25 protein-coding genes and 1 pseudogene are annotated in these 24,287 nt (G+C 72.5%); all 26 read right to left on the bottom strand.

Features of this window, described 5'->3' with window-relative positions; genetic code table 11:
* Nucleotides 1-9 precede the first annotated feature (9 nt).
* Nucleotides 10-939 (bottom strand): NAD-dependent epimerase/dehydratase family protein, encoded by a 930-nt coding sequence (locus tag OIC96_RS27895; protein ID WP_330305215.1) that lies wholly within the window; start codon nucleotides 937-939, stop codon nucleotides 10-12.
* Entirely contained in the window at nucleotides 936-1,925 is a 990-nt protein-coding gene (gene rfbB, locus OIC96_RS27890; protein ID WP_327429430.1) for a dTDP-glucose 4,6-dehydratase, read from the bottom strand. The genes OIC96_RS27895 and rfbB overlap by 4 nt, the downstream gene beginning before the upstream one ends.
* The gene (locus OIC96_RS27885; RefSeq protein WP_330305216.1) at nucleotides 1,922-2,989 is read right to left on the bottom strand and encodes a glucose-1-phosphate thymidylyltransferase; all 1,068 of its coding nucleotides are present in this window, start codon (nucleotides 2,987-2,989) and stop codon (nucleotides 1,922-1,924) included. Before OIC96_RS27885 ends, rfbB begins: the two co-directional genes overlap by 4 nt.
* A gap of 164 nt (nucleotides 2,990-3,153) precedes the next feature.
* Nucleotides 3,154-3,297 carry a hypothetical protein gene (locus tag OIC96_RS27880; protein ID WP_330305217.1) on the bottom strand — a complete coding sequence of 48 codons (144 nt, stop codon included), beginning with the start codon at nucleotides 3,295-3,297 and terminating at the stop codon, nucleotides 3,154-3,156.
* The gene (locus tag OIC96_RS27875) at nucleotides 3,294-3,812 is read right to left on the bottom strand and encodes a nuclear transport factor 2 family protein (RefSeq protein WP_330305218.1); all 519 of its coding nucleotides are present in this window, start codon (nucleotides 3,810-3,812) and stop codon (nucleotides 3,294-3,296) included. Before OIC96_RS27875 ends, OIC96_RS27880 begins: the two co-directional genes overlap by 4 nt.
* A gap of 56 nt (nucleotides 3,813-3,868) precedes the next feature.
* The gene (locus tag OIC96_RS27870) at nucleotides 3,869-4,798 is read right to left on the bottom strand and encodes an alpha/beta hydrolase family protein (RefSeq protein WP_330310156.1); all 930 of its coding nucleotides are present in this window, start codon (nucleotides 4,796-4,798) and stop codon (nucleotides 3,869-3,871) included.
* 109 nt (nucleotides 4,799-4,907) lie between these two features.
* Nucleotides 4,908-5,483, bottom strand: a complete 576-nt coding sequence (locus OIC96_RS27865; RefSeq protein WP_330305219.1) for a nuclear transport factor 2 family protein — start codon at nucleotides 5,481-5,483, stop codon at nucleotides 4,908-4,910.
* Between the two features lie 103 nt (nucleotides 5,484-5,586).
* A complete protein-coding gene (locus OIC96_RS27860) occupies nucleotides 5,587-5,844 on the bottom strand; it encodes an acyl-CoA carboxylase epsilon subunit (protein ID WP_330305220.1) in 258 nt (85 codons plus the stop codon).
* Between the two features lie 20 nt (nucleotides 5,845-5,864).
* Nucleotides 5,865-7,430 (bottom strand): acyl-CoA carboxylase subunit beta, encoded by a 1,566-nt coding sequence (locus OIC96_RS27855; protein WP_330305221.1) that lies wholly within the window; start codon nucleotides 7,428-7,430, stop codon nucleotides 5,865-5,867.
* Between the two features lie 17 nt (nucleotides 7,431-7,447).
* Nucleotides 7,448-8,404 carry an ACP S-malonyltransferase gene (locus tag OIC96_RS27850; protein WP_330305222.1) on the bottom strand — a complete coding sequence of 319 codons (957 nt, stop codon included), beginning with the start codon at nucleotides 8,402-8,404 and terminating at the stop codon, nucleotides 7,448-7,450.
* On the bottom strand, nucleotides 8,401-9,282 hold the full coding sequence (locus OIC96_RS27845) for a 4'-phosphopantetheinyl transferase family protein (RefSeq protein ID WP_330305223.1): 882 nt from the start codon (nucleotides 9,280-9,282) through the stop codon (nucleotides 8,401-8,403). The genes OIC96_RS27850 and OIC96_RS27845 overlap by 4 nt, the downstream gene beginning before the upstream one ends.
* Nucleotides 9,279-9,638 carry an acyl carrier protein gene (locus tag OIC96_RS27840; RefSeq protein ID WP_330305224.1) on the bottom strand — a complete coding sequence of 120 codons (360 nt, stop codon included), beginning with the start codon at nucleotides 9,636-9,638 and terminating at the stop codon, nucleotides 9,279-9,281. The genes OIC96_RS27845 and OIC96_RS27840 overlap by 4 nt, the downstream gene beginning before the upstream one ends.
* 148 nt (nucleotides 9,639-9,786) lie before the next feature.
* Complete coding sequence (locus tag OIC96_RS27835) at nucleotides 9,787-12,111, bottom strand: SDR family oxidoreductase (RefSeq protein WP_330305225.1); 2,325 nt, start codon at nucleotides 12,109-12,111, stop codon at nucleotides 9,787-9,789.
* A 2-nt stretch (nucleotides 12,112-12,113) separates the two neighbouring features.
* Nucleotides 12,114-13,049: an aromatase/cyclase gene (locus OIC96_RS27830; protein ID WP_330305226.1), complete on the bottom strand. Its 936-nt coding sequence runs from the start codon at nucleotides 13,047-13,049 to the stop codon at nucleotides 12,114-12,116.
* A gap of 35 nt (nucleotides 13,050-13,084) precedes the next feature.
* On the bottom strand, nucleotides 13,085-13,870 hold the full coding sequence (gene fabG, locus OIC96_RS27825; protein WP_330305227.1) for a 3-oxoacyl-ACP reductase FabG: 786 nt from the start codon (nucleotides 13,868-13,870) through the stop codon (nucleotides 13,085-13,087).
* 146 nt (nucleotides 13,871-14,016) lie between these two features.
* Nucleotides 14,017-14,286: an acyl carrier protein gene (locus tag OIC96_RS27820; RefSeq protein WP_330305228.1), complete on the bottom strand. Its 270-nt coding sequence runs from the start codon at nucleotides 14,284-14,286 to the stop codon at nucleotides 14,017-14,019.
* Nucleotides 14,287-14,406: 120 nt separating this feature from the next.
* A complete protein-coding gene (locus OIC96_RS27815; protein ID WP_330305229.1) occupies nucleotides 14,407-15,624 on the bottom strand; it encodes a ketosynthase chain-length factor in 1,218 nt (405 codons plus the stop codon).
* Complete coding sequence (locus OIC96_RS27810; RefSeq protein WP_330305230.1) at nucleotides 15,621-16,889, bottom strand: beta-ketoacyl-[acyl-carrier-protein] synthase family protein; 1,269 nt, start codon at nucleotides 16,887-16,889, stop codon at nucleotides 15,621-15,623. The genes OIC96_RS27815 and OIC96_RS27810 overlap by 4 nt, the downstream gene beginning before the upstream one ends.
* A 37-nt stretch (nucleotides 16,890-16,926) precedes the next feature.
* Entirely contained in the window at nucleotides 16,927-17,256 is a 330-nt protein-coding gene (locus OIC96_RS27805) for a TcmI family type II polyketide cyclase (RefSeq protein WP_327429446.1), read from the bottom strand.
* 69 nt (nucleotides 17,257-17,325) lie between these two features.
* On the bottom strand, nucleotides 17,326-17,985 hold the full coding sequence (locus tag OIC96_RS27800) for a TetR/AcrR family transcriptional regulator C-terminal domain-containing protein (protein WP_330305231.1): 660 nt from the start codon (nucleotides 17,983-17,985) through the stop codon (nucleotides 17,326-17,328).
* A 28-nt stretch (nucleotides 17,986-18,013) separates the two neighbouring features.
* Entirely contained in the window at nucleotides 18,014-19,321 is a 1,308-nt protein-coding gene (locus OIC96_RS27795) for an activator-dependent family glycosyltransferase (RefSeq protein ID WP_330305232.1), read from the bottom strand.
* Nucleotides 19,322-19,347: 26 nt separating this feature from the next.
* On the bottom strand, nucleotides 19,348-19,932 hold the full coding sequence (locus OIC96_RS27790) for an NADPH-dependent FMN reductase (RefSeq protein WP_327429449.1): 585 nt from the start codon (nucleotides 19,930-19,932) through the stop codon (nucleotides 19,348-19,350).
* A gap of 32 nt (nucleotides 19,933-19,964) precedes the next feature.
* Nucleotides 19,965-21,038, bottom strand: a complete 1,074-nt coding sequence (locus OIC96_RS27785; protein WP_330305233.1) for an acyl-CoA dehydrogenase family protein — start codon at nucleotides 21,036-21,038, stop codon at nucleotides 19,965-19,967.
* Between the two features lie 7 nt (nucleotides 21,039-21,045).
* A complete protein-coding gene (locus OIC96_RS27780; RefSeq protein ID WP_330305234.1) occupies nucleotides 21,046-22,431 on the bottom strand; it encodes an MFS transporter in 1,386 nt (461 codons plus the stop codon).
* Between the two features lie 7 nt (nucleotides 22,432-22,438).
* A pseudogene (locus OIC96_RS27775) lies at nucleotides 22,439-23,200 on the bottom strand (SDR family oxidoreductase); the annotation flags it as partial.
* 52 nt (nucleotides 23,201-23,252) lie between these two features.
* A complete protein-coding gene (locus OIC96_RS27770; protein WP_330305235.1) occupies nucleotides 23,253-24,197 on the bottom strand; it encodes an aromatase/cyclase in 945 nt (314 codons plus the stop codon).
* Between the last annotated feature and the right edge of the window lie 90 nt (nucleotides 24,198-24,287).

Genomic DNA, 24,287 nt, shown 5'->3' with positions numbered 1-24,287 from the left:
TGATGGTGTTCACACGGCTGCGAGCAGGTCTCGCAGCGATTCGTCCAGCTCGCGCCGGGGCCGCCAGCTCAGCAGGCGTCCGGCGAGTGCGATGTCTGTCTGCTGCCACTCGGGGGCGGCGCGGGTCCCGTCCGGGGCCTCCTGCTCCACGAGCCGCACCGGGAGTCCGCTGAGGGTGACCATCCGGTCCACCAGCCGGCGCACCGGAACGGCCTCGCCACGGCCTACGTTGACGATCCGGCCGGCGGCCGCGCCCCGGTCGGCGCCGGCTGCCGCGACGACCGCGTCGGCCACGTCGCGTACGTCGACGAAGTCGCGCCGGGCCCGCAACGGGGACAGCCGCAGTTCGCCCGCGGGGTCCCTCCGGTCGGCCTGGCGGGCCAGTTCGACGGCCACCTTGCCGAGCAGGCTCTCGGGCGGCGCGCCGGGCCCGCACGCGTTGGCCACGCGGACGACGACCGCGTCCAGTCCCTCCCGTGCGGCGCCGATCACCCACCGGGTGCCGCTCAGCTTGGTGCGGCCGTAGGTGCCGGTGGGGGCCGGCTCGCGGTCCTCGGTGAGCGGGACGCCGGCCGGGGCCGGGCCGTACTCGTGCACGCTGCCGAGCTGGACCAGCCGTGCGGGCACGGGCAGTTGGGGCAGGGCCGCGACGAGGCGGCGCACGAACGCGTCGTTGAGTTCGCGCATCCGCCGCTCGTCGGCCTGCCACACGGTGCCCGCGGCGTTCACCACCACGTCGGGCCGGTGCGCCGCGAGGAAGGCGGCCAGCTCTCCCGTCGTGGCGGCGGCGAGGTCGATCGCGGCCCGGCGCCCCGCCGCTCCCGGTGGCGCGCTCCGCGACACCCGCAGCACCCGGTCGCCCGTGGCCTCGAAGGCGTCGGCGATGTGACGCCCCAGGAAGCCGGTGGCGCCGAGCACCACGACGTCGCGGCCCCTCACGCCTGTCCCGCCCGGTCCTTGCCGGCCTTCCACCACTGCGGGTTGTCGCGGTACCAGGTGACGGTGTCGGCCAGGCCCCGCTCGAAGGGGATGCGCGGCGCGTAGCCGAGCTCGGTGCGGATCTTGGTCTCGTCGAGCGAGTAGCGCCGGTCGTGGCCCAGCCGGTCGGCGACCGGGCGGACCGCCGACCAGTCGGCCCCGCACAGGTCCAGCAGCCGCTCGGTGATGTCGCGGTTGGTCTGCTCGTTGCCGCCGCCCACGTTGTAGATCTCGCCGGCCCGGCCCCGGGTCAGCACGAGCTGGATGGCCCGGCAGTGGTCGTCCACGTGCAGCCACTCCCGCACATTGGCGCCGTCGCCGTACAGCGGCAGCGGACGGCCCTCCAGGAGGTTGGTGACGAACAGCGGGATGAGCTTCTCGGGGTGCTGGTGGGGCCCGTAGTTGTTGGAGCAGCGGGTGATCGACAGATCGACGCCGTGGGTGCGCCAGTAGGAGCGGGCGATCAGGTCGGAGGCCGCCTTGGAGGCCGCGTACGGGGAGTTGGGCAGCAGGGGCCACTCCTCGGTCCACGAGCCCTCGTCGATCGTCCCGTACACCTCGTCGGTGGAGACGTGCACGACCCGCGGCACGCCGGTGCGCAGGCAGGCCTCCAGCAGTGCCTGGGTGCCGCCCACGTTGGTGCGGACGAAGTCGGCGGCGAACTCCAGCGACCGGTCCACGTGCGACTCGGCCGCGAAGTGCACCACGGCGTCGTGCCCGGGCAGCAGGTCGAGGAGCAGGGGCAGGTCGCAGACGCTGCCCTCGACGAAGTCCAGGCGCGGGTGGTGGAGCGGGAGGTTGTCGCGGTTGCCCGCGTAGCTCAGTTTGTCCAGGACGGTGACGCGGGCGTCCGCGAACCCCTCGTATTCGTCGTATCCGCCGTCCAGCAGGGTGCGCGCGTAGTGCGAGCCGATGAAGCCGGCGCCGCCGGTGACCAGGATCCTCATGCCGCGACCTCGATCGTGGTGTGGTCGCCGACGACCAGCCGGTGGTGCGGGGTGCGCCCGTCGGCGGGGCCGATGATGGCCATGCGGCCGATGAGCGAGCCGTGCAGACCGCGTACGTCGGTGACCGTCGCGCCTTCGAGGGCGATGGAGAAGTCGAGGTGGGTGCGGCGCAGCACGCAGTCGCGGCCGATGGAGGTGTCCGGGCCGATGTGGCTGTGCTCGACCAGGGTGCCGGCGCCGATGATGGCCGGTCCCACGATGTGCGAGCCGATCACCTGGGCGCCCTCCTCGACGACGACCGGCCCGATCAGGACGCTGGCCTCGTCGACCTGGCCGCGCACGGAGTGCGTCAGCCCGTCCAGGAGCTTGCGGTTGCAGTCCAGGACGTCGTCGGCGCGGCCGGTGTCCTTCCAGTAGCCGTCGTAGGTGCTGGCGGTGACCTGGTCGCCCCGGGTGACCAGCCACTGGATGGCGTCGGTGATCTCCAGCTCGCCGCGGGCGCTGGGGCTGATCGCGGCCACCGCCTCGTGGATGGCGGGCGTGAAGAAGTACACGCCGACGAGGGCGAGGTCGCTGCGCGGGTGTTCCGGCTTTTCCACGAGCTGTTCGACGCGGCCGTCCTGGCCGAGTTCCGCGACACCGAAGGCGCGCGGATCGGCCACCTTGTGCACCACGATCTGGGCCGCGGGACGCTGCTCGGCGAATTCCCGTGCGATGGCCTCGACGCCGTCCGGCAGCATGTTGTCGCCGAGGTACATGACGAAGTCGTCGTCGCCCAGGAATTCCTGGGCCAGCGAGACACAGTGGGCCAGGCCCAGCGGTTCGTCCTGCTGGATGTACGTGATGCGCAGCCCGAGCCGGGCGCCGTCGCCGATGACCGCGCTGATCTGCGCCGCACGGTCGCCGACGATGATCCCGACCTCGGTGACGCCCAGGTTCCGCACATTCTCCAGAACATGTTCGAGAACCGGTTTGTTGGCTATCGGGATGAGCTGCTTCGGCATGGAATAGCTGAAGGGCCGCAGACGGGTCCCCGACCCGCCCGACAACACCAGAGCTTTCATGGCAGATTCTTCCTCTCGCCCCGATTCCGGGGACGTTGCCGAAAATTCTTCTTCGATGGGCGGACGCGGGGGAAGGCGGATCCCTACAGATTCCGGTGAGTTTTCGTCTCGCCTCCGCGCTCCGTGACAAGTGGTTCAAAGGAGCGTCAGAAAACGGAAAGTTCTCAGTCGGTGCCGCGGAAGATGTGCCGGTCGGGGACGTCGTGTTCCTCGCCCGCGAGCAGCGCCGGCCGCTCGGTGCCGGGCTCGGCCGGCACGTCCTCGTCCTCCTCCTGGAGGCTGGGTTTCTCCAGGAGGCCGGGGGTCATCCGCGTACTCCCTGCGCGGTCCACAGCACGCTCACGGTCAGCTCCGCGATGCGCCAGCCCGCGGGGGTGCGCTCGGCCCGTACGTCGTAGTGGGCGCCGCCGGTGAACAGCGGGGCGGAGTCGTCGAGCGGGATGTGTATGGCGTGGAGGTTGGCGTGTGCCGTGGCGCGGTCGCCGTCGACGTCGACGGCACAGTTGGTGGCGTAGTGCTGGTTGCCCGCGAAGAACGCCTTGGGGGCGGCCAGGAACTCGGGCAGACCGGTGATGCCCGCGTGGGTGCCGTTGGGCAGGTTCAGCCGGACCTGCTCGGTGAGCAGCGTGCGGTACCAGTCCTCGGTCAGCGGGCCCGGATTGTCGAGTCCGTGGACGAACCGATCGACCAGGGCGGTCAGTTGGGCCTGGTCCTCCAGGGCGCTCAGCCGCTCCTCCAGTGCGGCGAGCCGGGTGGCCGACGCGGTGTCCGCGGCGGCCGGGAGCGGCGGGGCGGCCGCGGGAGTCGAGGTGAACGAAGCCATGGGGTCTCCTTGTCACGTCTTTTTCGGTCGTCTTCTGTGTCTTCTCGGCTTCTCGGCTACGTCTTCTTGGCGCGGCCCGCGTCGGGCGTGCGGAGGGCAGGCGGGGCCGCGTCGCGGGCCAGCAGGCACTCCTCCAGGAAGCCCAGGACCCGCAGGTGGTAGGTGCGGGCCGCCCAGCCGAGGCTGATGTTGTGGCCGGCGTCGGGGAGTTGGTCGACCGTCACCTTCGGCGCGGCCAGCGGGCGGCGCAGCTCGGCGACGGCGGCCTCATCGAAGCGCCACCACCGCTCCTGCTCGGCGAAGGTGAACCGGACCGGGACCCGGATCCGGGCGGCGAGCGACGGGTACGCGCGCGGCCAGGCCAACGCCTCGCGCACCTCGGCGGCGGGGACGGCCGACACCAGCGCGCGGCCGAGCCGGAAGGCGTCCGGCGGATACAGCCGCAGGGCGCCCCAGTGCCGCCGCCAGTCGCCGTGCCCGGCGAGCCCGGGCAGTTGGTCGGCGGTGACGGCGAGCCGGGTGCCGATCCCGGAGACGTCCACCCCGAGCAGCTCGGTGCCGTCCTCGTGGGCGGCGGTGGCCAGCGCCAGTTTGCCGCCGTTGGAGTGGCCGACGACGAAGAACCCGGCGCCGACTGGATGGGTGCGGGCGAAGGATGCCAGCGCGGCGTGCAGGACGCGCGCCTGCTCGGCCAGCGGAAGCCCCTCCGGCAGCCGGTCCGCCGACAGGCCGTAGCCGGGGCGGTCCACGGACAGCACGGTGTAGCCGAGCCCGGCCCCGGTGGCCAGCAGCGACAGCCCCGCGCAGGCCCGGCTGTCGAAGTAGCCGGCGCGCATACCGCTGCCGTGCACGGCGACCACCACGGCGCGCGGCGGGTGCCCCGCCGGCTCGGCGAGCAGCCCGGAGAGCTGGACGCCGTCGGCGTCGAGGACGATGTCGTGGACGGTGGGGGCTACGACGGCGGTGTGCCGTTCGGGGACGAGCAGTTCACTCAGGTCTGCCGCGCGATATCTGCGCCGGTCATCCCCGCCGACCTGCTTTTCTGCTGGGGGTCCGGGGGTCGTCCCCCGGGAAAATGCAGCACTCACGTCCGGCTCACAGCACCGGTGTGCCGTCCGGACCGGGTCCGTCGGCCCAGGTGAGGTGGAAGCCCCACTCGCGGATCCGCCAGCCCCGGGGTGTGCGGACGGCCTCGCCCTCGCCGTGGCCGCCGATCGCGAACAGCGCGCCGATCCGGTCCGGCGCCTGCGGCGAGGGGTGATGCACGTGGGTGGCGTGCATGTGGCAGCGCACCCGCGCCCGGTCGCCGTCCAGCCGGACCTCGTGGTTCGAGCTCAGGTGGATCGTGCGGTCGAAGCGCAGCTTGGCCCGGTAGTGGAACTCGGCGACGCCCGGGATGCCTTCGTGGACGCCGATGGGGAAGTGCAGCCGTACGTCGTCGGTGAAGACGGAGGCCGGCCAGGTCCCGTCGAAGCCGTCCTGGTCCTGGGTGTCCAGCAGGACCGTGTAACGGCCGATCAGATCGCTGATCTCGGCGCGGTCGCGCAGATCGCGCACCTCGCGGCGCAGGGCCGCGACCTCGTCGGCCAGCGCGTGCGCGGCGGTGCTGTCCTGCCCGGCCGCGGCGCCGGTCAGGACGGGGGTGGGGTGGTGCGGTGCCACGGTCGTCACGTCTTTCACTCCCTCACTCGGTTTCACAGACTGGGGGCGGCGACCGCCAGAAGGGCGGCCAGGGTGATGGCCGCCCAGGTGATCCGGGCGACCGCGCCCGGCATCACGGGCGCCGCGCGGCGACGGCGGGGGCGGCGGGCGCGGGCGCGGCCCGCCAGCTGCGGGCGACCCGGTGGCCCGGCACCCGCCAGGGGGCGGTCGGGCAGTGCTGCGGTGTCTCCTCCTCGCCGGAGCCGCCGCACGAGCGGGCCATCAGCACCAGCGCGAGCGCGGCGAGTTCCTCGTCGGTGGGTACGCCGCGCTCGACGCGGATGGTGTCGGCGGGCCCGGTGCCGGCCGGGTCGGTGGCGGGGATGGTCACGGGCGGTGTCCTCACGGTGGTCACTGCGGGGGGTTGCCGTGCTTGCGCGACGGCAGGTCGGCGTGTTTGGCGCGGAGCATCTCCAGCGAGCGGATCAGCACCGAGCGGGTCTCGCGCGGGTCGATGACGTCGTCGACGAGTCCGCGTTCGGCCGCGTAGTAGGGGTGCATCAGTTCGGACTTGTACTCGGCGATGCGCTCGGCCCGTACCGCGTCCGGGTCGTCGGCCGCGTTGATCTCCCGCCGGAAGACGACGTTCGCGGCGCCCTCGGCGCCCATCACGGCGATCTCGTTGGTGGGCCAGGCGAGGGACAGGTCGGCGCCGATCGAACGGGAGTCCATGACGATGTAGGCGCCGCCGTACGCCTTGCGCAGCACCAGGGAGATCCGCGGGACGGTCGCGTTGCAGTAGGCGAACAGCAGCTTGGCGCCGCGCCGGATGATGCCGTTGTGCTCCTGGTCCACACCCGGCAGGAAGCCCGGCACGTCGACCAGGGTGACCAGCGGAATGTTGAACGCGTCGCAGAACTGCACGAACCGGGCGGCCTTCTCGGACGCCTCGATGTCCAGTACGCCGGCCATGCTGGCGGGCTGGTTGGCGACGATGCCGGCCACCTGGCCGTCGAGCCGGGTCAGGGCGCAGACGATGTTGGTCGCCCAGGCCGGGTGGACCTCGAAGTACTCGCCGTCGTCGACGATCTCCTCGATCACCGCGCGGATGTCGTACGCCTGGCCCGGCTCGGTCGGAACCAGCTCCAGGAGCCGGTCGTTGAGCCGGTCCGCGGGGTCGCCGGACCGCTCGACGGGCGCCAGTTCACGGTTGTTGGAGGGCAGCAGCGACAGCAGGTAGCGCACGTCCTCCAGGCAGTGCTCCTCGTCGTCGTACGCGAAGTGGGCCACGCCCGAGGTGCTCGCGTGCACATCGGCGCCGCCCAGCCCGTTCTGGGTGATCTCCTCGCCGGTGACGGCCTTGACGACGTCCGGCCCGGTGATGAACATCTGCGAGGTCTCGCGGACCATGAAGACGAAGTCGGTGAGGGCGGGCGAGTAGGCGGCTCCGCCCGCGCACGGGCCGAGCATCACCGAGATCTGCGGGATGACGCCCGAGGACTTGGTGTTGCGCCGGAAGATGCCGCCGTAGCCGGCGAGCGCGGTGACGCCCTCCTGGATGCGAGCGCCCGCGCCGTCGTTGAGCGACACCAGGGGCGCGCCGGCCGCCTCGGCCAGATCCATGATCTTGTGGATCTTCTGGGCGTGCGCCTCGCCGAGCGCTCCGCCGAACACCCGGAAGTCATGGGCGTAGACGAAGACCGTGCGGCCGTGGACGGTCCCCCAGCCGGTGACGACGCCGTCGCCGTACGGCTTCTTGTCCTCCAGGCCGAAGCCGGTCGCGCGGTGCCGGCGCAGCGACTCCACCTCGTTGAACGATCCCTTGTCCAGCAGCAGCGCGATCCGCTCGTGCGCGGTCAGCTTGCCCTTGGCGTGCTGGCGTTCGGTGGCGGCGGGGCTCGGGCCGTCCTGCGCGGTGCGCTTGCGGTCGGTCAGCTCGTCGATGCGGTTCCGTATGGTCTCGGTTGCGTCGGGCATGTGGTCCTCCACGGGGTTCAGACGGGGATGGCTGCGGGCGCCGCCGCCTCCAGGGCCAGGCGCAGCCCGGGGACGGTGCCGGTCACCTGGACGTCGGCGCCGGGGGCGAGACGGCGGATCGAGCCGTCCAGCACGGGTCCGGGGCCGGCTTCCACGAACCGCCTGGTGCCCAGGGCCATGAGCCGCCGCACGGTGTCCGTCCACCGCACGGGTGCGGTGAGCTGGTCGCGCAGGGCCACGACGGCCCGGCCCGCGCTGGTCACCGGCCGGGCGGTGACGCTGGAGACGACGGGCACCTTCGGGTCGTGGAACTCGGTCTCCACGAGCGCCTCGGTGAACTCCGCCACGCAAGTGCCGAGCAGGCCGGAGTGGAACGGCCCGCCGACGGGCAGCCGGGCGGTGCGGGTGGCGCCGGCGGCCTCGGCGGCCCGCGCCAGCCGGTCCACGCCGGCCGCCTTGCCGGACACGACGGTGTGTCCGGGGCCGTTCTCGCAGGCGATCTCCACGAGCCGGCCGGCCGCCGTGGACTCGGCGCACAGCCGTGCCACCGTGGCCGCGTCGAGGCCCTCGACCGCGGCCATGGCGCCCGGCACCCGGTCGCCGGCCGTGGCCACGAGTTCGGCGTGCAGCCGCACCAGCACCAGCGCGTCGGGCCACTCCAGGACGCCCGCGGCGACCAGGGCGGTGTACTCGCCCAGGCCGTGCCCGGCGACGATGTCGGGCCGCACGCCCTCGGCGCGCAGCACCTCCAGGGCCGCGAGGCCGGTCACGAAGGCCGCCGGATGGGCGACCGCCGGGTCGGCGAAGTGGTGGGCCGGGCCCTCCCGGCACAGCCGGGTCAGCGGGATGCCGAGGAGGTCGTCGGCCGCGCGGAAGTACGTCGCGGCGAGGCCGGGCCGGTGCGCGAGCAGGGACTCCGCCATGCCCACGCGGTACGGGCCAAGGCCGGAGAAGACGAAGGCGGTACGGGTCATCCGATCGGGTCCTTTCCGTCGTTCGTGAGGCGGGCCGGGAGGACCGCCGCGGAAGTAGCCGGAACCGCCGCGGCGAGGTTCACCCGCACCGCCTCCGGGGCGTCCTCCGTCAGCCAGGCGTCGGAGGCGTCCAGCCAGCGCTCCGGCACACAGCGCACCCGGGCCTCGGCGGGCGCGGGACGGCGTACGGCGGCCGCGGCCGCGTGGGTCGGGAAGCAGGGAAGGTCGAGCACCGTCCACCCGGCCGGGTGCCTCTCGGCGCGCAGGCCCAGGTAGTCGGCGGCCAGACTGCGGCTCAGACCGGTCCCCAGGCCCTTGAGGTAGGCCTCCTTGCGGGTCCACAGCCGGCCGAACCGGCCCTGGCGGTCGGCCGGTTGTGCGGCGGCGAGTTCGGCGCGTTCGTCCGGGTGCAGCGACTGCGCGCAGACGTCGGCCCGCTCCTTGCTCGGCAGCTTCTCCACGTCCACGCCGACGGGTACGGCGGCGACGCCCACCAGGGCTACGCCGGAGCTGTGGGAGAGCGAGAAGTGCAGGGGCGGCGGGTGGTCCGCCACGACGGGGCGGCCGTGCGGTCCGCCGCAGCCGGGGCACGGCTCGCACCCGAACCGCACGTCCTCGGGACGCCGGCCGGTGTAGCGGCCCAGCAGACGGCGCAGCCCGATGTGGGCACTCGCGTAGAGCAGCCCGTCGGCCGGGCGGAGGAAGGCCTCGGCCTTGGACCGCTCCGTGTCGTCGAGTTCGGACAGGTCGAGGGCACTCACGTCACCGACGGCGGGGCTGCGGATCAGCCACAGGTCGAGCCGGTCGGACGAGACGGTGAACACCGGCGACGGCAGTGCCGTGCCGTACGGCGCCGGTGGGGCGGCCGGCGCCGTCATGCCGGTACCGCAGACCGCGTGTGGGCGCCGTCCGGACCGAGTTGCCCCGCCAGGCAGTCGATCAGCTCGGCCGCGCTGTTGGCCCGCAACAGCCGTTGCAGGTCCACGGTGACGTGCAGGGCCGCCTCCAGACGGCACTGGAGTTCGAGCCCGGCGATCGATCCGATGCCGAGGCTGTACATGGTGCGGCCGGTGGTGTCGACGCGGTCGGCGGCGATGCCCAGGAGCCGGCCGATCTCGTCGCGGATGTACCGGTCGAGGGTCCGCCGCCGCTCCTCGGGAGCGAGTGCCGCGAGGCGAGCGGGGTCGGGCGGTTCGGCGGTGGCCGTCCCGTCGGTTGTCGCTTCGGTGGTCATCTGGAGTCCCTGGAGTCCTTGGAGTGAGGGTCCGGCTGGGAGCCGAAGGGGGCCGGCCGCCCCCGACGGGGGATGAAAGGGGCGGCCGGCCGTCGGCGCCGAGGGAGAACTCGCGCCGACGTCGGGGGGCGCGGGCGTGCCGCGCGGCTCAGCCGAGGAGGGTGCCGCCGGTGGCGTCCACGAGGGAGCCGGTGATCCAGCGGGCGTCCTCGGAGGCGAGGAAGGCGACCACGTCGGCGATGTCCTCGGGCTCGCCGACCCGGTTGAACGCGGACAACTGCGCCATCTGCTCGACGACTTCGGGGATGCCGAACACCGGGTTGTCGTTGCGGGTGATGCCCGGCGCGACGCTGTTGACGGTGATCCCGCGCGGGCCGAGGTACTTGGCGAAGTGCAGGGTCAGCTGCTCGACGGCGCCCTTGGTCATCGCGTACGCGATCTCGTCCGGGTTGGCGACACGCGTCAGGCCGGAGGAGATGCTGATGATCCGGCCGCCGTCCGGCATGTTCTTCAGCGCGCGCTGGACGAGGAAGAACGGCGCCTTGGCGTTCACCGCGAACAGCTCGTCGAACTTCTCCGGCGTGGTGTCCTCGGGCTTGACCCCGCCCATCACTCCGGCGTTGTTGACCAGGATGTCGAGTGCGGTGCCGCCGGTGCGCTCCCGCAGGCCCTCTTCGAGTGCCAGGAACAGCTCGTGGACGTCGCCGGGGACGCCGAGGCGGGCCTGGACGGTGAAGGCGCGGCCGCCGTCCTTCTCGATGCGCTCGACGACCTCCTCGGCGGCTTCCTTGCCGGTGGCGTAGTGGACGGCGACGAGCGCGCCCTCCTGTGCCAGGCGCAGGGCCGTGGCACGGCCCATGCCCCGGCTCGATCCCGTGACGAGCGCGGCCTTGCCGCTGAGCTTCGGCATGTCGGTCCTCCAGTTCTTCGGGGTTGCGGTGACGGTCACGGACGGCTGCGCCGGTACCGCGGCCGTGGGCGCCGGACGTACGGGCGCGGGGCGCGCGGCGGCGGACGGTTCGCCGAACCAGCGCCGCAGCGCGCCGGTGGCTCCCGATGCCGAGGTCCCGGCCCATGCCACATAGCCGTCGGGCCGTACGAGCAGGGCGTCGGTGTCCTCGGGGTCGCCGTCCGCGACGCGCACCAGCCGCGCCCAGGGCGCGACGGCGGCGCGCAGCGCGGTGTCGCCGTGCGGCAGGACGAGCACGCCCTGCCCGGCGCGCAGCAGTTCGGCGGTGCCGACGGGTGTGCCGTCGACCGTGACGTCGCGGGGCGGCAGCCGGCGCCCGGCCTCGGGACGGTCGCCCGCGCCCGCGTCCGCGCCCGAGTCCGTGTCGTAGGCGATGTCGAGGCCGGAGATCATGCCCGCCAGCCGGGTGCGGACGTGTCCCAGCGGGATCAGTTCGGCGAGCACCTCGCGCAGGGCGTTCACCTCGGTGCCGCCGAGCAGCAGCCGGGCCTGGGCGGCGATGTTGCCCAGGACCCGGGCGCCGACCGGGTGCCGTTCGGCGTGGTAGCTGTCCAGCAGGTCCTCGGGGGCGCGCCCGGTGACCTGGGCGGCCAGCTTCCAGCCGAGGTTGACGGCGTCCTGGAGCCCCAGGTTGAGGGCCTGGCCGCCGATCGGCATCTGCCGGTGGGCGGCGTCGCCGGCCAGCAGCAGGGGTCCGCTGCGGTAGGCGGTGGCCTGCCGCGAAGCGTCGCCGAAGGAGTTCACCCACTGCGGTGTGCCGCCGCCGATGTCCTCGCCGGTGACCCGCTTCCACGCGTCCACGACATCGGTGAACTCCGGCTGCCCGGGGCGCGGCCTGGCGCCGAACTCGTGCACCATCACCCGGGTCACGCCGTCGGGACGCCGGGCCGCGATGGCGAGTCCGGCCGGAAGCCGCTCGAACCGCCGGTTGGGTACGTCGATGCCGGCCACGTCGGCGCGCAGCAGCTCGCGTGCGGCGTCGGTGCCGGGGAACGCGAAGCCGCCCAGACGGCGCACGGCACTGTCCTCGCCGTCGCAGCCCACCAGGTACGCGGCCCGGAAGAGCGCCGTCCGCCCGTCCGGGCCGCGCACCTCGGCGTCGACACCTTCGTCGGTGACCGTGACACCGGTCAGCCGGTGGCCGCGCCGCACCTCGGCGCCGAGGCGGGCGGCCCACTCCCCGAGCAGTTCCTCCAGCCGGGTCTGCGGGACCTTCCACTGGCCGGGATACGGGCTGGGCAGGGTGAGGTCGAGCGGGAGGCCGCCGAAGTGGCCGCGCGGCTCGTCCGGGATCTCGCCCAGCGGGTCCAGCAGGCCCCGGCCGTCGAGGATCTCCATGGTGCGGGCGTGCAGGGTGGACGCCCGGGACTCCGTGGTCGGCGCGTCGAGCTGCTCCAGGACCACGACGTCCGCGCCGCCGAGCCGCAGCTCACCGGCGAGCATCAGCCCGACCGGACCCGCGCCGACCACGATCACCTGTGTGGTGATGCAGTCCTGAGCCATCGTCAGGCCCTGGCTTCCGCGTAGTCCTTGGCGTGGCCGAGGGTGGCGCGGCTGTTGGTGCTCAGGGCGTCCCGTACGAACGTCTTCGCGTCCTCGACAGTGGCGTCCGCACCGAGGATCTTCGCGATGTTCTCGGTGTTGATGGTGACGGTGTGCTGCGAGGAGGCGGCGACACCGTCGGCCGTGTCGGCGAACGTCCAGTAGCCGGTGTGCAGGGTCATCAGCGCGGGCAGCGTGACCTGCTTGTAGGCGATCTTCTGGTGCGGGAAGGTCACCCGGTACGACTTGGTGGTGTGCGTCGAGCCGTCCTTCGCGCGGGTGTCCATCTCCAGCGACTGCAGGCCGGGGGTGTCCTCCTCCAGCCGTACGGTCGCCACGTGCGGTAGCCGCTCGGACCACAGGTGGGCGTCGTTGATGAAGTCGTAGACGTCCTTGGCCGAGCCGGCGATCGGCACGGTGTCCTCGAAGGAGAACGTCAGGTCCTCGGCGGCGTGGGCGAGTTCGACGTTCGTCTTGAGGGCGGCGAGCTCGGAGCGGGAGTTGCGGTCGACGGCCTCGTCGATCCACTCCAGGCCCTTGGGGTCGTCGTCGACGGCGCGGTAGTCGTGCAGCAGCCGCACCCGGGACTCGGTCGCCGAGACGGGCTCGATGATCCAGGTGCCGCCCATCGCCGCGACCGGCGGGGTGCTGACCTCCTGGCGGAACTCGATGCGCAGCTTCCGCGGGTCCAGGACGCGGCGCGAGGTCCAGTTCTTGGCCTCGCCGTTGGCGGTGGCCCAGATGCGGATGCGCTCGGTGTTCCCGTCCTCCTCGACCTGGTCGACGTAGATGGTGGGCGGGAAGATCCGCGGCCAGTTGCGCACCTCGGCGATGAGACGGTAGACGGCCTCGGCCGGCGCCGAGACGGTGATCTCGTGCTCGACCTCACGGGTGGTCATCGTGAACTCTCCTTGGGCAGGGGGTGGGTCGGGGATCAGAAGTTGCCGAGGCCGCCGCAGACGTTCAGGGCCTGCGCGGTGATGGAGGCGGCGGTGTCGGAGGCCAGGTAGCCGACGAGGCCGGCGACCTCCTCCGGCGTCGAGTAGCGGCCGAGCGGGATCTTCGACTGGAACTTGGCGAGGATCTGCTCCTCGGTGCTGTCGTAGGCGGCGGCGTAGCCCTGGCGGACGCGCTGGGCCATGGGCGTCTCGACGTAGCCGGGGCAGACCGCGTTGACGGTGATGCCGGTCGGGGCGAGCTCGTTGCCGAGGGCCTTGGTGAAGCCGACGACGCCGTGCTTGGACGCCGAGTAGGGGGCGCCGAGCACCACGCCCTGCTTGCCCGCGGTGGAGGCGATGTTGATGATGCGGCCGCGGCTCTTGTGGCGCATGCCGCCGGTGTTGAGGACTTCCTGGGTCATGCGGAAGACGCTGTTGAGGTTGGTGTCGATGACGTCGTGCCACAGCTCGGCGGGGATGTCGGCGGTGACGCCGCCGCCGCTGCGGCCCGCGTTGTTGACCAGGACGTCGACGGTGCCGAAGCGGTCGACGGCGGCCTGCACGAAGGCCAGGACGCTGTCCTCCGAGCGCACGTCGAGGGTGGTGCCATCGACGTCCAGGCCTTCGTCCTGGAGCTGCTTGACGGTCTCGGCGACGTTCTCGGCGTCGCGCGCGCCGATGAACACCTGGTGGCCCTGGGTGGCCAGGAGGCGGGCGGCGGCGAGGCCGATCCCGCTGGTGGCGCCGGTGACGAGGGCGACCCGCTTGTCCTGCTGCGTCATGGGTGACTTCTCCAAAGGCTCGTGAAGGCGTGAAGGCGTGAGGGACGGAGGGGGGAACTGCCGGGAGGGAAAAGAGGCGCGGCCGCCGTGCGGGGGACACAGCGGCCGCGCGGGGAGGGGGCCGGGAGGCCCGGGGGCCGGGGGCGTCAGGGAGCGACGAGGGCTTCGAGCTGCGTGTTGATGGCGGTGACGAGCGTCCGCGGGGTGCGGTTGTCGGTGAAGACGTCGTCGTCCAGCGATATGCCGTACTCGCGCTCTATTCGGCCGCCGGTCTCCAGCAGAGCCAGCGATTCGTAGCCCAGCTCCTCGAACTCCGTGTCGAGGATGTCGCCGTCGAGGTCCACACCCTCCTCGGCACCGGCACCCTCCAGGAGGATGCGCTTGAGGTCCTCGATGGTGAACGTCCGCTCGGACATGGGTGTGCCTACCTTTCTCGCGCCGAGGGGCGCGCCGATGTGCTGCATGACGAGTGCCCGCCGCCGGGTGGCGACGGGCACTTCGGTAGAGGGGGCGTCCGGCCGGCGGGCGGCCGGAGGTCAGTCGGTCTCGCGGACGACCACGGCGGAGTTGAAGCCGCCGTAACCGCGGGCGAGGACGAGTGCCGTGCGCACCGACGCGGGACGCGGCTGCCCGACGACCAGGTCGATGTCGTAGGCGGGCGAGCACTCCACGTTGGTGGTGGGCGGGATGATGCCCTCGCGGATGGACAGCACCGCGGAGACCACGTCGACCGGGGCGGCGCCGGAGTAGAGCCGGCCGATCATCGTCTTCGGCGCGGTGACCGGGACCCCGCCGGGGCCGAAGACCTTGGTGATCGCGTCCACTTCGGCACGGTCCAGGTCGGGTGTGCCGGCGCCGTCGGCGAAGACGACGTCCACGTCCTCGGCCGCCACGCCGGCGTCGGCCAGCGCCACCTCGATGGCGCGGCGCAGCGCCGGCTCGCGGTCGCTGCCCGGCTTCGGGTCGAACGTGGCGCCGTAGCCCGCGATCTCGCCGTAGATGGTGCGGGCACCGCGCTCGCGGGCGGTCTGCTCGTTCTCCAGGATGAGCAGCGCCCCGCCCTCGCCCGGCACATAGCCGTTGGCGTCCGCGTCGAACGGGAGGTACGCGCGCTCGGGGTCGCTGCGGGTGGACAGCCGGCCGCCGGCGATCTGCGCGACCCAGCCCCAGGGGCAGATCGAGGCGTCGAAGCCGCCGGAGAAGATCAGCTTGCTGCCCTTGCGGATCTGCCGCCGCGCCTGCGCGATCGCGTCGAGGCCGCCCGCGTGGTCGCTGACGACGACACCGCTGGGGCCCCGCATCCCGTTGCGGATGGAGATCTGGCCGCTGTTGACCGCGTAGAACCAGGCGAAGGACTGGTACGCGCTCACGTACTGACTGCCCTGGCTCCACAGCTTCTTCAGCTCGTTCTGGCCGAACTCGAAGCCGCCGGACGTCGACGCGGTGACCACGCCCATGTCGAACTCGGGGATGTCCCCGGGCCGTACGTCGGCGTCCTCGAAGGCGCAGTCCGCGGCGACCAGCGCGAGCCGGGTCATCCGGTCGGTCTGCGGGAGCAGCCGGCTGGGCAGGTGCTCCTCGGCCACGAAGCCGTTGATCTCCCCCGCGAGCCGCGCCGGGTAGGAGGACGCGTCGAAGCGGGTGACGGGACCGATCGCGTTCTTGCCCACGCGGGTCGCGGCCCAGAAGTCGTCCACACCGAGCCCGTTGGCGGTGGCGACGCCGATGCCGGTGATCACTGCCTTGGCGGTCATGCCGCACTCCTTTCCGGACGGGCCAGCACCATCGCGCTCTGGAACCCGCCGAAGCCGCTGCCGACGGTCAGCACCGCGTCGGTGCGGTGCTCGCGCGCGGTGAGCGGGACGTAGTCGAGGTCGCACTCCGGGTCGGGGGTGTGCAGGTTCGCGGTGGGCGGCACCACGTTGTTCTCCATCGCCAGCACCGACGCGGCGATCTCGATCGAGCCGATCGCGCCGAGCGAGTGCCCGACCATCGACTTGATCGAGCTGACCGGCGTGCGGTACGCGTGGTCGCCCAGGCTGAGCTTGAACGCCGCCGTCTCGTGGCGGTCGTTCTGCTTGGTGCCCGAGCCGTGGGCGTTGATGTAGTCGATGGACTCGGGGTTCATCCGCGCCTCTCCCAGCGCCACCCGGATCGCCTCGGCCATCTCGCGGCCGTCGGGCCGCAGACCCGTCATGTGAAAGGCGTTGCAGCGGGAGGCGTACCCGGCGATCTCGGCGTAGATGTGGGCGCCGCGCTTCCTGGCGCTCTCCAGCTCCTCCAGCACGAACACGGCCGCGCCCTCGCCGAGGACGAACCCGTTGCGGGTGCTGTCGAAGGGCCGCGAGGCGTGCTCGGCGTCGTCGTTGCGCGGCGTGGTCGCCTTGATCGCGTCGAAGCACGCCATCGTGATCGGCGAGATCGGGGCGTCGGTGGCGCCGGTGATCATGACGTCGGCGCTGCCCTCGCGGATCAGCTCGACGGCGTGGCCGACGGAGTCGAGACCGGAGGTGCAGCCGGTGGACACCACGGTGGCCGGGCCCTCGGCGCCGACCGCCCAGGCCACCTCGGCCGAGAAGGAGCTGGGCACGAAGTAGTTGTAGAGGTGCTGGGGGGCGTAGGTGTGGTCGACCAGGTCGAGCCGGCCGTCGTCGCTGACGACCCGGTACTCCTCGTCGAGTCCGGTGGTCGCGCCGACGGCGCTGCCGATGGTGACGCCGGTGCGGTGCGGGTCGAAGCCGGCCAGGGCCAGGCCGCTGTCGGCCAGCGCCTCCCGGGCGGCGACGACACCGAACTGGGCCGCCCGGTCCATCCGGCGTATCTCCTGCGGGGTGAGCCCGTGCAGCTCGGGGTCGAAGTCGGCCTCCGCCGCGACCTGCGAGCGGAACGAGGAGGGGTCGAAGAAGGTGATGCCCCTCGTCGCCGTGCGCCCCTCGCTGAGCAGACTCCAGAAGTTCTTGGCACCGATACCGCCCGGCGCCAGCACGCCGACCCCGGTGATGACAACGCGACGGCTCACTGGACGTGGCCTCCCTTCGTGTCGGTCGTCGGCGGCATCACTGAGCGGCCGACCAGTTGTAGAAGCGGGTGGCCATGGCGTCCTTCGGGGACCGCCAGGTCTCCGGGTCGTAGGCCTCGATGAACGGCTTGAGGTCCTGGCTGATCCCGACGAACCGGGGATCGGTCTTGGCTTCCTCGATCAGCTCGCCGCCGTTGTCGGTGTCGAAGTCCTGAAGGTGGAAGTACAGGCCGTTGTACGCGAACAGCTGGCGGCGGCGGGTGCCCATGCGGTGCGGCATGTCCGTCCGGTCGAACTCGGCGAACAGGCGGCCCACTTCGGCGCTGGACGCCAGGTCCATGCGCGCCACGATGAGGGTGCTGTGCATGTCTTCTCTCTTCCGTTCTCGTCCGTTGTCACTCGTCCGGGGAGGGTGTGCGGGCGTCATGGGGGCGGGTCAGCGGCCCGCGTAAGGGCGGTAGAGGCGGATGAAGTCCTCGACGCCGGTGCTGATGAGCTGCTCCGTCTCGTACTCCGCGAGCGGAACGGCGCCGTAGAAGGAGCGCGCGACCGCACCGCCGGCGACGAGCTGGATGAAGCGGCCCGCGGCGCAGTCGGCGTCGGCGATGTCGAGCAGTCCCTGGTCGGCGACGCGCTGGAAGCGGCGGGCCAGCTCCCGCTGGGCCTGCCGGGGCCCGGCGGTCTGCCACATCTCCAGCAGACCGGCCGGCAGCCGGGCCGCCTCGGCCTGCAGATGGCGCACGATGGCGAAGTGCTCGGGGAACGTGGCCAGCGGTGTCAGCCAGTCCCGGCCCAGCGCGACCAGGTCCCGCTCCAGGTCGGTGATCTCCGCCAGGTGGCTCTCCGCGATGACCGTCAGCGCGGCCGACAGCGAGGCCGCACTGTCCAGCAGGACGGACAGCAGCAGCTGTTCCTTGTCCTTGAAGTAGTGGCCCACGTCCTCGGTGTCGAGACCGGCCTGCGCCGCGACGGCCTCCAGGGTGGTGTGGATCCAGCCCTCGCGGGCGAAGACGGCGCGGGCCGCGTCCACGAGTGCGCGCCGGTCCTCCGCGGGACCGGCCTGGGCACGTACGAGGGTTGCTTCGGGCGTAGCCATGCGGTGCTCCTTCGATAGGACGTGTGGGTCACGCGACGGGCGCGGACCGGGACCGGTGTTCGCGGGCGAGCCGCTCCAGAACCGGGACGATCTCGTTGGGGCCCGGCGTGCCGAGCGCCTCCTCGTACAGGTCGGCGGCACCGTCCTGGAACGACGGCTCGGTGAGGACCTGGAGGATCTGCTTCTTCAGCTCGTCCATGGTGGTCGTCTCGCGGTCCACCAGGACGCCCGCGCCGCGCTCGGCGACGTAGCGGGCGTTGTCCAGGAAGTCACCGAAGTGCTTGGGGATGACGATCTGCGGGACCTTGTGCGCGGCCGCGGCCGCGTAGGTGCCGCCGCCCCCGTGGTGGATGATCGCCGAGCAGGTCGGCAGCAGCTGGCCGAGCGGGATGTAGTCGACCGTGCGGACGTTGGCGGGCACCGTGCCGGCCTTGTCGAGCTGTACGGAGTTGAAGGTGGCGACGACCTCGACGTCGAGGTCGCCGAGCATCTCCAGCAGCGCGGCGATGGAGATGCCGTGGTTCTCCTGGAAGAACGTGCGCCCGCTGGCGCCCAGGGTCAGGCAGATCCGGGGGCGCTCGGGCGGGGTGCTCAGCCAGTCGGGCACGGTGGCCGGACCGGCGTACGGCACCCGGCGCAGGTTGATGGTGCGCAGACCGGTCGCCTCGGCCGCCGCCAGCCGGGGCGGCATGAGGTCGATGGTCCACTGCCCGGTCAGGAGCTCCTCGTCGAACTCGTGCCCGAGGCGGTCGAGCGTCGGCTGCATCACCTGCCGGATGAGGTCCTCGTCCAGGCCCGACGCCGGGTCGGCCAGCTGGTCCAGGAACCGCCGGCGCAGCCAGCCCATGCGGTCCAGGCCCCACAGCACCCGGGCGTGCGCGGCCCCGCAGGCGCGGGCCGCGATCGGCGACGCCAGCACGAGCGGGTCCCACAGCACCAGGTCGGGCTGCCAGGCGCGGGCGTGGGCGATGAGGTCGTCGGTGAAGGCCCGGCCGCCCGCGCCGACCGCCTCCTGGGAGTAGTAGAGGGTGAAGGCCGCGAGCACGAAGTTGCGGATGTGGCCGCGCTTGTCGGCGTCGTCGGGGCCCGTGCCGAGACCGAGGGCCTCGGTGATCCGCTCCAGCCGCTCGTCCTGGGCGGTGGCCTGGACGGCGGCCGGGATGTTCACGTTCTCGCCGGCCGGTACCGCGGTCAGCCCGGCCGAGGTGATGTGCTCGACCATGCTGGGGTGGCTCACCACCCGCACCTCGTGCCCGGCGTTGTGCAACGCCCAGGCGAGCGGCACGTTCGGGGTGAGATGGGTGGGCGCGGGCATGGTCGTGATCAGGACGCGCATCGGTTGGTCTCCGTGGTGTGAGGGGTTCAGACCCGGTAGGGACGGCTCAGCCGGGCGTCGTGGAGCGAGGCCGCCCACCACTGCAGCTGGTCGAGCATGACCTTGGCCGCGCCGCTGCAGCCGGGGCCGTCCTTGGGCAGTCCGTCGGGACCGAACTGGTCCCATACGTCCATGAAGCTGACCGAGTCCCGCAGCGTGACCGCGTGCAGCTCGGCGAAGACCGGGTGCAGCTGCTCGATCGCGCGCAGGCCTCCGGACCGCCCGCCGTAGGACACGAAGCCGATCGGCTTGGCGCGCCACTCGGCGACGTGCCAGTCGATCGCGCTCTTGAGGACGGCCGGGTAGGCGCGGTTGTACTCGGGGGTCACGACGACGAACGCGTCGGCGGCGGCCAGCCGCGGGGTGACGGACGACAGCTGCCGTTCCGCCTCCTCGTTCGGCGGCCGGGTGATCATGACGGGCAGTTCGGCCGTGGCCAGGTCGATCACGTCGACCGCGAAGTCGCCGTACTGCTCGGCCTCGCGGACGAACCACTGGGCGACCAGGGGACCGGACCTGCTGTCGTTGCCGCAGGTGGTGAGCACCGCGAGGCGCAAGGGCCGGGTGGGCATGGCGGACACCTTTCGGGAGAGTGCGGGAGCGGTCATGAGGCGCTGAGCAGCGGCTCGGTGAAACGCATCGCGGCGGGCTCGAACCGCAGCGCCCCGTGGCCGGCGGCGACGCGGACGTCGCGCCAGACCCGGTTCAGCGGCTGCGTCTCGCGCTGGCCCCGGGTGCCGGCCTCGGCGAACACCCGCTCGACCGCGCCGGCCAGCAGGTCCACCGCGAGGGCACTGTCGAGGGAGGCGCGCCGCAGCCGGTCGTCGTCGTACAGCCCCAGGTCGGCGTTCTCGGCCACCCGGGTGAGCAGCAGGGTCGCCGCCTCGATCTCACCGGCGGCGCGGGCGAAGCCGGTCCGGGCGGCGTCACGGGCCGGCAGTGTGCGGGCGGCGAGCTTCAGGGCGCCGCGGGCCGCGCCGAGGACGGGTGAGCCGAAGGTCAGCCCGTTCACGGCGAACAGCGGTGCGGTGTGGAACGGCTCGCGGGACACGGCGGGACGGCCGAGGAACATCTCGTCGCGGGGGAAGGACCGGTGGGCCGGGACGAAGACCTCGTCCAGGGTCAGCGAGTGGCTTCCGGTGGCCCGCATGCCGAGCGTGAACCACGACTCGGTGATGCCGTAGTCGGGGCGGGGCACGGCGAAGAAGCGCGCGCCGTCCCCGTCGTCGGCCAGCAGGAGCGCCCATTCGGAGAACTCGATCCCGCTGACGTAGGGCCAGTCGCCCGACAGGACCCAGCCGCCGTCCACCGCTCGCACGCTGCCCTGGGAGACGAACCCGACGACCACCAGGGTGTCGGGTCCCTTCGCCCACACCTCGGCCTGGCCCTCCGCGGGCAGATAGCCGGAGATGCGGGCGCCCTGCGCCATCAGCGAGGCGACCCATCCGGCGGAGGCGCAGCCCTCGGCGACCGTGGCCACCGACTCCATGAGCTCGGTGAAGCCGACGGGTGCGCCGCCGAGGTGCTCGGGCACGAAACGGCGGGCGAACCCGGCGGTGATCAGTGTCTCGACCACCTCGTCGGAGAGTCTGCGGTCGGTGTCGGCCGTGGCCGCGTAGCGGGCCGCGACCTCGGCGGCGGTCTCGGCCGCGGACAACAGGCCGGTCAGATCGGGCATCGGGCCATTACCTCCGGAGTTCGGATGCGGAAGAGCGGGGTGCGCCGGTCCGCGGCAGGCGGCGCGGGAGCAGTCCGGTGAGCGCGACGAGCAGCCCGAAGGCCGACAGCACGGCGACGAAACGCAGTGCCGCGCCGCCTCCGGACCGCTCCGAGAGGACCGCGGCCGAGGAGACGGCCACGGCGGCGCCCGTCTGGACCGCCGCCTGGAACACACCGCCGGCCATCGGCCGCAGCTCGGCCGGCACCCCGGACGCGGCCTGCATGTTCAGGGGGGCGAAGGCGAGCACGAAACCCGCCCCCACCAGCAGCAGCGTGGGCAGCACATCGACGGCGTACGACTGTGGCGGGTGCTCGCGTGGATAGACCAGGTAGCCGAGCAGTGCGAGGAACGCGCCGGCCGCGATCAGCGGTGGCCCGCCGAACCGGCGCACCATCCGCCCCGAGAAGAGCGACGTCAGCGCCAGCGGCAGGCTCGCGGGCAGCAGGGCGAGCGCGGTCACCAGGGGCGACCAGCCCTGCCGGGCCTGCAACTGGAACGTGGCGACGAACAGCAGCCCCAGATAGGAGCCGTTGAACGCCGCGCCGCCGAGCGCGGACCTGATGAGCGGACCGCTGGTGACCGCGGCCGCCTTGACGAGCGGCCGCGGCGCGCGCCGCTCGATGGCCACGAACGCGGCCACCAGCACCGCCAGGACGGCCAGCGCGATGCCCGTCCGGATCGCCGAGCCCGCCGAGACGATGGCGCAGACGAGCGCGACCAGCGCGCCCGCGAGTGCCGTCGCCCCCGCCGCGTCGAAGCGCCGCGGGCCCGCGGCGGCGGGACCGGCCGGGATGAGCCGCAGACAGAAGGCGAACAGCACCAGGACGACCGGGGCCGGGAACGCCAGCGTCCAGCGCCAGCTCATCGCGGTGAGGACGCCGGACAGCACGAGGCCCGCGGTGAACCCGCAGGCCCCGAAGAAGGAGTAGACGGACACGGCCTTCTGGCGGGCCGGGCCCTCCTCGAAGGCGGTGCTGATGATGGCCAGCCCGGTGGGCGCGGTGAGGGCCACGCAGAAGCCCTTGACGAAGCGGGTCGCCGCCAGCAGCGCGGGGTCACCGGCGAAGGCCGCGACCACGGAAGCGGCCGCGAACAGGAGCAGCCCCGCCAGATAGACCCGGCGCCGGCCGAGCAGCTCCACCAGCCGGGTGCCGAACAGCATCAGACCGCCGAAGCCCAGGGCGAAGGCGCTCATCGTCCACTGCACGGCCGTGGGCGACAGGTGCAGGTCCGCCGCGATCGAGGGCATGGCCACGACCAGCGTCGACACCTCCAGCGCGTCGATGAGCATGTTGCCGGCCAGCACGATCAGCAGACCCTGCCGGCGGGCGTCCGTCGCAGACGTCGTCATCCCGGCCTCAGCCAAGGAGGGTGCCGCCGGTGGCGTCCACGAAGGAGCCGGTGATCCAGCGGGCGTCGTCGGAGGCGAGGAAGGCGACCACGTCGGCGATGTCCTCGGGCTCGCCGACCCGGTTGAACGCGGACAACTGCGCCATCTGCTCGACAACTTCGGGGATGCCGAACACCGGGTTGTCGTTGCGGGTGATGCCCGGCGCGACGCTGTTGACGGTGATCCCGCGCGGGCCGAGGTGCTTGGCGAAGTGCAGTGCGAGCTGCTCGACGGCGCCCTTGCTCATGGCGTACGCGATCTCGTCCGGGTTCGCGAAGTGCGTGAGCCCGGAGGTGATGTTGATGATGCGGCCGCCGTCCGGCATGTTCTTCAGCGCGCGCTGGATGAGGAAGAACGGCGCCTTGGCGTTCACCGCGAACAGTTCGTCGAACTTCTCGGGGGTGGTGTCCTCGGGCTTGACCCCGCCCATGATCCCGGCGTTGTTGACGAGGATGTTCAGCCCGGGCGAGCCGGTGCGCTCGCGCAGGCCCTCTTCGAGCTCAAGGAACAGCTCGTGGACGTCGCCGGGCCCGCCGAGTTCGGCCCGCACCGCGAAGGCGCGGCCGCCGTCCTTCTCGATCGCCGCGACGACGTCCTGCGCCGCCTCCTTGTTGCTGCTGTAGTGGACGGCGACCAGTGCGCCGTCGGCCGCGAGCCGCCGGGCGGCCGCCCGGCCCATGCCGCGGCTGGAGCCCGTGACCAGCGCTGTCTTGCCCGTGAGTCCGCTCATGTCCTTCTTCCAGATCGTGGGTGGGGTGGGGGTGCCGATCCGCCGGCCGGGCTCATCGCCCGCGTTCGGCGTACCGCTTGGCGTGGGCGAGCACGGCCCGGCCGGCGCCGCCGAGCGCGTCGCGGACGTACGCGCGGGCATCGGTGACGGTCGCGTCCGGGCCGAGGATCGCGGTGATGTTCGCGGTGTTCAGCACGACGGTGTGCCGGGCGGACGCGGCCACACCCGTGGCGGTCTCCTCGAACGTCCAGGAGCCGGTGTGCAGGCTCAGCAGCGCGGGCAGGGTGACCTGCCGGTAGGCGATCGCGCGGTGCGGGAGGCAGACCCGGTGGGACCGGGTGAGCTGGGTCGAACCGTCCGGGGCCCGGGTCACCGTCTCCAGCGTCTGCAAGCCGGGCTTGTCCTCGTCGAGCCGCACCTCCGTGACATGCGGCAGGCGCTCGGCCCACAGCTGGGCCTCGTTGACGAAGTCGTAGACGTCCTCGGCCGAACCCGCGATCCGCGCGGTGTCCTCGAACGAGAAGGTGAACTCCTCAGCCAGGTAAGCCTCTTCGACGCTCTTTTTCAGATCGGCGAGTTCGGTACGGGAGTTGCGGTCGACGGCGCTGTCGATCCGTTTCAGTTCCCCGGGGTCGTTGTCGACGACACTGAACGCGTGCAGCAGCCGGACCCTCGACTCGGCCGGGGACAGCGGCTCGATGACCCAGCCGCCGTCCATCGACGCGAGGGGCGGGCCGAACCCGGTGGGCCGGAAGGTGATCCGCAGGTGCTCCGGGTCGAGGGTGCGCAGCGCCGTCCAGTGTTCGAACGACGTCTCGGTGGTGGCCCAGATGCGGACGAGTTCCTGCCCGCCGGCCTCCGGGACCTGCTCGGCGTAGACGGTCCGTGGGTAGATCCGCGGCCAGTTGTCCACGTCGGCGATGAGGCGGTACACGGTGGCGGCGGGAGCCGAGACGGTGATCTCGTGCTCGACCTCGCGCAGGTCGGGCTGCGGCATACGGGAGAACTCCTTGGGTTCCGGCGATCGGCCACCGGACGGCCGGCGTACGGGCGTTGCCGTGCGCCGGCCGTCCGGTGGCACGGCCGG

This window comes from Streptomyces sp. NBC_00775 (genome assembly GCF_036347135.1).
In the GTDB taxonomy this organism is placed as follows: domain Bacteria; phylum Actinomycetota; class Actinomycetes; order Streptomycetales; family Streptomycetaceae; genus Streptomyces; species Streptomyces lutosisoli.
Note: the sequence above shows the minus strand (reverse complement) of the source record. Positions and strands in the feature narration are given on the sequence as shown.

Coding starts and splice junctions, on each gene's coding strand:
- OIC96_RS27780 (WP_330305234.1), bottom strand. CDS start 22,431: ATGACGACGTCTGCGACGGACGCCCGCCGGCAGGGTCTGCTGATCGTG.
- OIC96_RS27855 (WP_330305221.1), bottom strand. CDS start 7,430: ATGCCCGACGCAACCGAGACCATACGGAACCGCATCGACGAGCTGACC.
- OIC96_RS27785 (WP_330305233.1), bottom strand. CDS start 21,038: ATGCCCGATCTGACCGGCCTGTTGTCCGCGGCCGAGACCGCCGCCGAG.
- OIC96_RS27885 (WP_330305216.1), bottom strand. CDS start 2,989: ATGAAAGCTCTGGTGTTGTCGGGCGGGTCGGGGACCCGTCTGCGGCCC.
- OIC96_RS27830 (WP_330305226.1), bottom strand. CDS start 13,049: ATGACCACCCGTGAGGTCGAGCACGAGATCACCGTCTCGGCGCCGGCC.
- OIC96_RS27770 (WP_330305235.1), bottom strand. CDS start 24,197: ATGCCGCAGCCCGACCTGCGCGAGGTCGAGCACGAGATCACCGTCTCG.
- rfbB (WP_327429430.1), bottom strand. CDS start 1,925: ATGAGGATCCTGGTCACCGGCGGCGCCGGCTTCATCGGCTCGCACTAC.
- OIC96_RS27795 (WP_330305232.1), bottom strand. CDS start 19,321: ATGCGCGTCCTGATCACGACCATGCCCGCGCCCACCCATCTCACCCCG.
- OIC96_RS27805 (WP_327429446.1), bottom strand. CDS start 17,256: ATGCACAGCACCCTCATCGTGGCGCGCATGGACCTGGCGTCCAGCGCC.
- OIC96_RS27880 (WP_330305217.1), bottom strand. CDS start 3,297: ATGACCCCCGGCCTCCTGGAGAAACCCAGCCTCCAGGAGGAGGACGAG.
- OIC96_RS27815 (WP_330305229.1), bottom strand. CDS start 15,624: ATGACCGCCAAGGCAGTGATCACCGGCATCGGCGTCGCCACCGCCAAC.
- OIC96_RS27845 (WP_330305223.1), bottom strand. CDS start 9,282: ATGACGGCGCCGGCCGCCCCACCGGCGCCGTACGGCACGGCACTGCCG.
- OIC96_RS27790 (WP_327429449.1), bottom strand. CDS start 19,932: ATGCCCACCCGGCCCTTGCGCCTCGCGGTGCTCACCACCTGCGGCAAC.
- OIC96_RS27850 (WP_330305222.1), bottom strand. CDS start 8,404: ATGACCCGTACCGCCTTCGTCTTCTCCGGCCTTGGCCCGTACCGCGTG.
- OIC96_RS27820 (WP_330305228.1), bottom strand. CDS start 14,286: ATGTCCGAGCGGACGTTCACCATCGAGGACCTCAAGCGCATCCTCCTG.
- OIC96_RS27800 (WP_330305231.1), bottom strand. CDS start 17,985: ATGGCTACGCCCGAAGCAACCCTCGTACGTGCCCAGGCCGGTCCCGCG.
- OIC96_RS27840 (WP_330305224.1), bottom strand. CDS start 9,638: ATGACCACCGAAGCGACAACCGACGGGACGGCCACCGCCGAACCGCCC.
- OIC96_RS27835 (WP_330305225.1), bottom strand. CDS start 12,111: ATGGCTCAGGACTGCATCACCACACAGGTGATCGTGGTCGGCGCGGGT.
- fabG (WP_330305227.1), bottom strand. CDS start 13,870: ATGACGCAGCAGGACAAGCGGGTCGCCCTCGTCACCGGCGCCACCAGC.
- OIC96_RS27875 (WP_330305218.1), bottom strand. CDS start 3,812: ATGGCTTCGTTCACCTCGACTCCCGCGGCCGCCCCGCCGCTCCCGGCC.